At 75.5% G+C, this 6,562-nt stretch carries 7 protein-coding genes and 1 pseudogene; 2 read left to right on the top strand and 6 right to left on the bottom strand.

Going from position 1 to position 6,562, the window contains the following annotated elements:
- Positions 1-519 (top strand): annotated as a pseudogene (locus tag DQW06_RS13890) (hypothetical protein); the annotation flags it as partial.
- Between the two features lie 187 nt (positions 520-706).
- On the top strand, positions 707-1,678 hold the full coding sequence (locus DQW06_RS13885; protein ID WP_013152423.1) for an aldo/keto reductase: 972 nt from the start codon (positions 707-709) through the stop codon (positions 1,676-1,678).
- A gap of 196 nt (positions 1,679-1,874) precedes the next feature.
- On the opposite strand, the gene DQW06_RS13880 is transcribed toward DQW06_RS13885, so the two are convergent.
- The 6 genes from DQW06_RS13880 to DQW06_RS13855 form a co-directional block, all read right to left on the bottom strand.
- Positions 1,875-2,471 (bottom strand): bifunctional 4-hydroxy-2-oxoglutarate aldolase/2-dehydro-3-deoxy-phosphogluconate aldolase, encoded by a 597-nt coding sequence (locus DQW06_RS13880; protein WP_013152422.1) that lies wholly within the window; start codon positions 2,469-2,471, stop codon positions 1,875-1,877.
- On the bottom strand, positions 2,464-3,444 hold the full coding sequence (locus DQW06_RS13875) for a sugar kinase (RefSeq protein WP_117198589.1): 981 nt from the start codon (positions 3,442-3,444) through the stop codon (positions 2,464-2,466). The genes DQW06_RS13880 and DQW06_RS13875 overlap by 8 nt, the downstream gene beginning before the upstream one ends.
- Positions 3,441-4,301 (bottom strand): SMP-30/gluconolactonase/LRE family protein, encoded by an 861-nt coding sequence (locus tag DQW06_RS13870; protein ID WP_013152420.1) that lies wholly within the window; start codon positions 4,299-4,301, stop codon positions 3,441-3,443. Before DQW06_RS13870 ends, DQW06_RS13875 begins: the two co-directional genes overlap by 4 nt.
- Before the next feature lie 17 nt (positions 4,302-4,318).
- The gene (gene dgoD / locus DQW06_RS13865; protein WP_013152419.1) at positions 4,319-5,464 is read right to left on the bottom strand and encodes a galactonate dehydratase; all 1,146 of its coding nucleotides are present in this window, start codon (positions 5,462-5,464) and stop codon (positions 4,319-4,321) included.
- On the bottom strand, positions 5,461-6,192 hold the full coding sequence (locus DQW06_RS13860) for a FadR/GntR family transcriptional regulator (protein ID WP_013152418.1): 732 nt from the start codon (positions 6,190-6,192) through the stop codon (positions 5,461-5,463). The genes dgoD and DQW06_RS13860 overlap by 4 nt, the downstream gene beginning before the upstream one ends.
- A 25-nt stretch (positions 6,193-6,217) precedes the next feature.
- The coding region (locus tag DQW06_RS13855) for an SDR family NAD(P)-dependent oxidoreductase (protein ID WP_117198588.1) at positions 6,218-6,562 on the bottom strand (345 nt) is incomplete at its 5' end.

Below are 6,562 nucleotides of genomic sequence, written 5' to 3'. Positions count from 1 at the left end.
GTCCCCCACCGGCGCGGATGGCCCGACACGGCCGGCTGCGCCCCGCTCCTGGCCACCGCCGAGGAGGAGGACGGCGGCATCCGGGTGACCCGTCACCCGGCCGAACCGGCGGTCACGGGACGGCTGTCCCTGCGCCGACCGCACACGGTCACGCACGCCGACGAACCCCAGACCCGCTGGCGCGACGCCGCGGACGTCGTGGTGTGCGGACCGGACCGCGGTGATCCGTGGCGGCGGATCGCCGAGGCGCTGGAGGCACACCCCGGCGCCCGCCTGCTGGCCGCCGCCGTGGACGGCGACGACTGCCTGGTCGGCGACCGCGCGGCCCTGCGCCACCGGCTCTCCCCCGAGGAGGGGGCGCGGGACGTGGACCCGGCGGTGTTCGCCTCGGCGTTCTGGCGGCTGCGGCGCGACCCCGGTGTCCAGGCCGCCGGAACCGGTCCCGCCGAAGGCCTCGTGTTCACCGTGCTGGTGGGCGACCGCTCCGTCCGGGTCCGGGTGGCGCGGGAGCCCCCCTGAGGCGCACCGGTCCCGTTCCGGCGCGGGGACCGGAGGCCCTCACCTTCCGGCCGCGCGGCCGGAAGGTGACCGCTTCCGGCCACGGCCACCCGGTGTGACACCCCGAGAAGGGAGGAAACACCGGTTTCCCGGCACATGCTGGCCTAGCCTGTCGGCGCATCCACCATTCGACGAAAGCGGGGCGAACATGAACCACGTACGGCTTCGCCAACTGGGAGGGTCATCCCTGCGCGTGTCCCCCCTGTGCCTGGGCGGGAACGTCTTCGGCTGGACCGCGGACGAGCACGCCTCCTTCCAGATCCTGGACGCCTACACCGCGGCGGGCGGGAACTTCCTCGACACCGCCGACTCCTACTCCGCGTGGGTCGGGGGCCACCGGGGCGGCGAGTCCGAGACGGTCATCGGCCGCTGGCTCGCCTCGCGCGGACGCCCCGCCGACATGGTGATCGCCACGAAGGTCAGCGAGCACCCCGACTTCCGCGGCCTGTCCGCGTCCAACGTCAAGGCCGCCGCGAAGGCCTCGCTCGAACGGCTGGGCGTGGAGACCATCGACCTGTACTACGCGCACTTCGACGACGCCGAGACCCCGCTGGCCGAGAGCGCCGAGGCCTTCTCCGAGCTGGTGGACGAGGGCGTGGTGCGCCACGTGGGGCTGTCCAACCACAAGCCCGGCCGCATCCGGGCGTGGCTGGAGGTGTGCGAGGAGCGGGGCCTGCACGCCCCGGTGTGCGTGCAGCCCCTGTACAACCTGGTGGAACGCGGGATCGAGGCCGACCTGGTGCCGCTGGCGCGCGAACGCGGTCTGGCGCTGCTGCCCTACTTCGGCCTGGCCCGGGGGTTCCTCACCGGCAAGTACCGGCCGGGTTCGGCCGACGTGGACAGCCCGCGCGCCGGGAAGGCCCGCGCCTACCTGGACGAACCGCGCGGTCGGCGGGTGCTGGAGGCCCTGGACACGGTCGCCGAGCGGTGCGGGGCCTCCCAGGCGGCCGTGGCGCTGGCGTGGCTGGCGGACCGGCCGTCCGTGGCTTCGGTGCTGGCCAGCGCCCGCGACACCGGCCAGCTGGCCGACCTCCTGCCCGCCAACCACCTGCGGTTGGACGAGGAGTCCGCGGCCCTGTTGACCAGGGCCACCGACCCGGAACCGCCCGAGGACGCCTGAGGCCCCGGACTCCGCAAGCCCCGGCCCGGCGGGCCGGGGTTGCAGGCTCCCCGGGCCGCGCAGGCCCCGCGTGAGTCCCGAGGACTGGGCGCCCGGGCCCCGGGGTCGCGGAGAGGTCCCAGAGGCCCAGGATTCCCCGAGCCCAGGAGGCGCCCCGGTCTCGGGAAGCCCCCGGGCCCCGGGGCGCCGGGCGCGTTCAGACGAGTTCGGCCAGCAGGGGGATCTGCTCGGGGTCGGCCAGGGCCGAGCCGACCGCCACCATCCGCGCCCCCGCGTCGAGGTACTCGCGCGCGTTGCGGGCGTCCATGCCGCCGGTGGCCACGATCCGCAGCTCGGGGAAGGGCCCGTGCATGGCGCGGAACCACGCCGTGCCGAGCGACGTGGCGGGGAAGGCCTTCACCCAGCGGCCGCCCGCCCTGATCACGCCCTGGATGTCGCTGGGGGTGGCCACACCGGGCAGGTGGGGCATCCCCGCCGCCTCCGAGGCGGCCATGACCTCCGCGTCGAAGCCCGGCGCGACGGTGAAGGCGGCACCGGCGTCGGCCACGTCGCGCACCTGCTCGGGGGTGATCACCGTGCCCGCGCCCACGGGGTGGCCGCGCTCGGCCCCGGCCCTGACGGTCGCGCGCAGCGCCTCCAGGCCCTGGGCGTCGCGGGCGGGCACCTCGACCGCGGTGACGCCCAGGTCCCACGCGCGCTCGGCCAGTTCGACCGTGGTGTCCACCGGCATGCCCCGCAGGATCGCCAGTACGCGGTGTCCCCCGAACAGCCCGTCCAGTCCCTGGTCACTCATGTCCTTCTCCTCTCACCGCGGCCACGGCCGCCGAAGCCTGGTCGGTCCACCGGTCGTCGGGGACCGCGAGCAGTTCGTCCACCGACCCCGCCGGGGGCGGGTCGGCCAGGTCGCCCACCACGCGCAGGACGCGCCCGGCGCACAGGTGCCCCAGCCGCAGGCGGCCCCGCGCGTCGAGGCCGCGCAGCCCTCCCGCCAGGTACCCGGCGGCGAAGGCGTCACCGGCTCCCACCGGATCGACCACCTCCACCGCCGGAGCGGGCACGTACTCCTCGTCCTCGCTGTGGAACTCGGTGGCGCCGTGCTCGGCGTCCTTGACCACGAGGCGGTCCACGTCGGGCAGGAGCGCGCGGACGTCACGGGCGGTGGGGGTGCCCCACAGCTCCTCGGCCTCGTCCCTGCCGACGAGGACGACGTCGGCGAGCCGGGCCAGCTCCAGCAGGCGGGGGGCCGCCTGCCCCTCCTTCCACAGGCGGGGCCGGTGGTTGACGTCGAAGCTCACCGTCAGGCCGGGGTCGGCCAGCAGGCGCTCGGCCAGGGCGTCGCAGCCGGGCGAGAGCGCCGGGGTGACGCCCGACAGGTGCACCGCCCCCGCCGTCCGGACGAGGGGGTGCTCGGCCAGTTCGGGGCCCATGGCTGAGGCGGCCGACCCCGCGCGGTAGTAGTGGACCGCGCTGCCCGAGGGTGAGGGGTCCTTGACCAGCAGGCCGGTGGGCCGGTCGGGGTCGGTCCGCACGCCGGACACGTCCACACCGCGTTCGCGCAGGCTCCGGGTGACCACCCGCCCGAAGGGGTCGTCCCCCACGCCGCTGAGCCAGGCGGCCCGGTGCCCGAGGGCGACCAGGGCGCACGCGACGTTGGACTCCGCGCCCGCGGTGCCCATGGACAGGAGCGGGGCGCCGTCCAGGGGGACCGGTTCGGCCGCGGTGAGCAGCAGCATGGTCTCGCCGACACAGGTGACCTGGGGCGTCACGGGTTTCCTCCGAAGGGCTGGGCCGCGGGGGCGGACACGTCCACGGGAACCGAGAAGAGGGCGCCGTCGCCGGGCCCGGGGCGGTCGAGGCCGGTCGCGGCTGAGGTGACGAACAACCGGGGGTCGGGGGCGTCGACGACGCACACGCTGGTGGGCTGAGCGGCGGGCAGGTCCACCACGCGCTCCAGGGTTCCGTCGGGGTCGTAGCGGTGCGCCCTCCCCGCGCCCCAGACCGCGACCCACAGGTGCCCCTCGGCGTCGACCTGCATCCCGTCGGGGCTGCCGTCCCCGACCCGGGCGAAGACGGTCCGCGCACCGGGGGCGCCGTCCGGGGAGATCTCGTAGGCGTCGATGCGGCCCTCGGCGCTGTCGGCGAGGTACATGCGGGCGCCGTCGGCGGTGAAGGCGGGACCGTTGGGGACGGTGTAGCCCTCCAGGACCCGGGTGACCCGGCCGTCGGGGTCGGCGCGGTAGAGCGAACCGGCCCCGGGGGTGCCGTCGTAGGCCATCGACCCGGCCCAGAACCTCCCGCTCGGGTCGCAGCAGCCGTCGTTCATCCGCATCGGCGTGGCCGCGCCGTCCTCGGGCCTGGCCAGCCACTCCGGTGCGCCGCCCTCGGACAGCAGCGCCACGCCCGTGCCCGCCGCCGCGACGAACCTCCCCGGTTCGCCCCGGACGGGGGCGACCGCCCCCAGGGGGACGTCGAGGGCGGCGACCACCTCGGCCGGGCCCGGCGTGCGGGGGTCGAGCCGCAGGAGGCGGCCGGTGAGGATGTCCACCATGAACAGGTCCCGGCCCCGCAGGCGCAGCCCCTCCCCCAGTTCGAAGCGGTCGGTGCTCCACGGTTCGCACAGCATGCGCGTCACTCCCTTCCTCACCACTCCGCGAAGGACCCGTCCTGGTGGCTCCACACCGGCGGCCTCCAGCGGTGGCCGATCCGGTCCGCCGCGCGCACGGCGTCCTCGTCCACGCTCACGCCCAGCCCCGGGGCCTCGGAACGGTGGATGTGCCCGTCGGGGAAGGCGAAGACCTCGGTGTCCAGGACGTAGTCGAGCAGTTCGGCGTCGCGGTTGTAGTGGATGCCCATGCTCTGTTCCTGGATGAGGAAGTTGGGCGTGGCGAAGGCGACCTGCAGGCTCGCGGCCAGGGCCACGGGGCCGAGCGGGCAGTGCGGGGCCAGCAGGGCGTCGTAGGTCTCGGCCAGGGAGGCGATCCGGCGCACCTCGGAGACCCCGCCCGCGTGGGAGAGGTCGGGCTGGACGACCGCGACCCCCGCCTGGAGCGCGGGCAGGAACTCGGTCCGGCCGAACAGGCGCTCGCCGGTGGCGATGGGCACCGGGCTGGACCGCACGACGTCGCCGAGCAGGTGCCCGTACTCGGGCAGGACCGGCTCCTCCGCGAACATGGGGCGCAGGGGCTCCAGCAGGGGCAGGACCCGGCGGGCGGTGGCCGCGTTGAAGCGGCCGTGGAAGTCCACCGCCACGTCCCGGTCCGGGCCGAGCACGTCGCGCACCCCGGCCAGTCGCTCCACGACGCCGTCGATCTCGCGCACGGTGGCCGAGCGCCCCATCACCCCGGACGCGTTCATCTTCACGGCGGTGAGACCGGACTCCACGCGGGCCGCGACCGCCTCCGCCAGTTCGGCCGGGTCGTCGCCGCCGACCCAGCCGTACACGCGCACCCGGTCGCGGACGGGGCCGCCGAGGAGCCGGTGGACGGGGACGCCCAGCCGCTTGCCCGCGATGTCCCACAGCGCCTGGTCGAGCCCCGCGACGGCGCTGGACAGGATGGGCCCGCCCCGGTAGAAAGCGGCCTTGGTGAGGCGCTGCCAGTGGTACTCGATGGGCGCGGGGTCCTGGCCCAGGAGGAGTTCGGACAGCTCCTCGACCGCGGCGCGCACGGTCTCCGCGCGCCCCTCCACCACGGGCTCGCCCCAGCCCACGACGCCGTCGTCGGTCTCCACCCGGCACATCAGCCACCGGGGCGGGACCAGGAAGGTCTCGATACGGGTGATTCTCACTGAGGTGTCTCCAGATCGTCTACGGCCGCGTCGTCCTCGGTGACGCGGAGGAGGTCTTCCCTGGCCTGCTCCAGCAGGGAGCGCATGGCGGACTCGGCGGCGCGCGGGTCGCCCGCGGCGACGGCATCGGTGACCGCGCCGTGGGTGGGCACCGGGTCGTCGTGGGCGCCCCCGTGGACCAGGCGGTCGCGTTCGGAGAGCCCCGCGGCGAAGAAGACGTCGGTGCGGGTGAACAGCTCGTTGTGCGTGGCCGCCAGCAGCGCGCGGTGCCAGCGCAGGTCGGCCCGCGCGGCCTCCTCCGCCGGGCCGCGGCCGGTGTCGGCGATGTCGGTGAGCGCCGCGCGCAGTTCGGTGACGTCGGCGTCGGTGCGGCGCAGCGCGGCCAGGCGCGCCGCGGCGGGTTCGAGGGCGTCGCGCAGTTCGGCCAGCTCGCCGAAGAAGACGTCCCCCGCGCCCGCGGCGATCCGCCACCGGACCACGTCCGGGTCGAGCAGGTTCCAGTCGCCGCGGGGGCGCACGAACGTCCCCTTCTTCTGCCGGGAGCCGACCAGGCCCTTGGCCGCCAGGACCTTGATCGCCTCGCGGATCGCGGTCAGGCTCAGGTCGAGCTCGCCGCTGAGCGCGGCCAGGTCGATCGTCTCCCCTTCGCCGATCCGTCCGGAGAGCACGCGCTCCCCCAGCAACCGCACCGTCTGGCCGTGCACACCGCGCCCCGAGTAGGCCGCCATCACTTCCTCCGTTCCGGGCGTCCCGTCACGACGACGCCTTGTAGATACTCCACCCTCCGTCGACCGGCAGGCTCGTCCCGGTGACGTAGGAGGCCTCCGCGGAGGCGAGGAAGGAGATGACGGAGGCCACCTCGTCGGGGTCGCCGAAGCGGCCCGCGGCGGTCTGCGCGACGCTGTCGCGGCGGTCCTCCTCGCCCACGCCCTCCCAGGCGGCGGTGAGGATGGGGCCGGGCAGCACGCAGTTGACGCGCACCCGCGGCCCGTACTCGACGGCGAGCTGGCGGGTCAGGGCGGTGAGCCCGCCCTTGGTGGTGGCGTAGGCCGGTCGGCCGGGGAGCCCGAACCAGGCGTGGACCGAGGAGGTGATGAC

Source organism: Nocardiopsis sp. TNDT3 (assembly GCF_003427465.1).
Taxonomy (GTDB): domain Bacteria; phylum Actinomycetota; class Actinomycetes; order Streptosporangiales; family Streptosporangiaceae; genus Nocardiopsis; species Nocardiopsis dassonvillei.
This window is presented reverse-complemented; position numbering and strand designations above follow the sequence as displayed.

Excerpts from the sequence above, each read along its gene's own strand:
- DQW06_RS13885 (WP_013152423.1), top strand. The coding sequence starts at position 707 with ATGAACCACGTACGGCTTCGCCAACTGGGAGGGTCATCCCTGCGCGTG.
- DQW06_RS13880 (WP_013152422.1), bottom strand. The coding sequence starts at position 2,471 with ATGAGTGACCAGGGACTGGACGGGCTGTTCGGGGGACACCGCGTACTG.
- DQW06_RS13870 (WP_013152420.1), bottom strand. The coding sequence starts at position 4,301 with ATGCTGTGCGAACCGTGGAGCACCGACCGCTTCGAACTGGGGGAGGGG.
- DQW06_RS13860 (WP_013152418.1), bottom strand. The coding sequence starts at position 6,192 with ATGGCGGCCTACTCGGGGCGCGGTGTGCACGGCCAGACGGTGCGGTTG.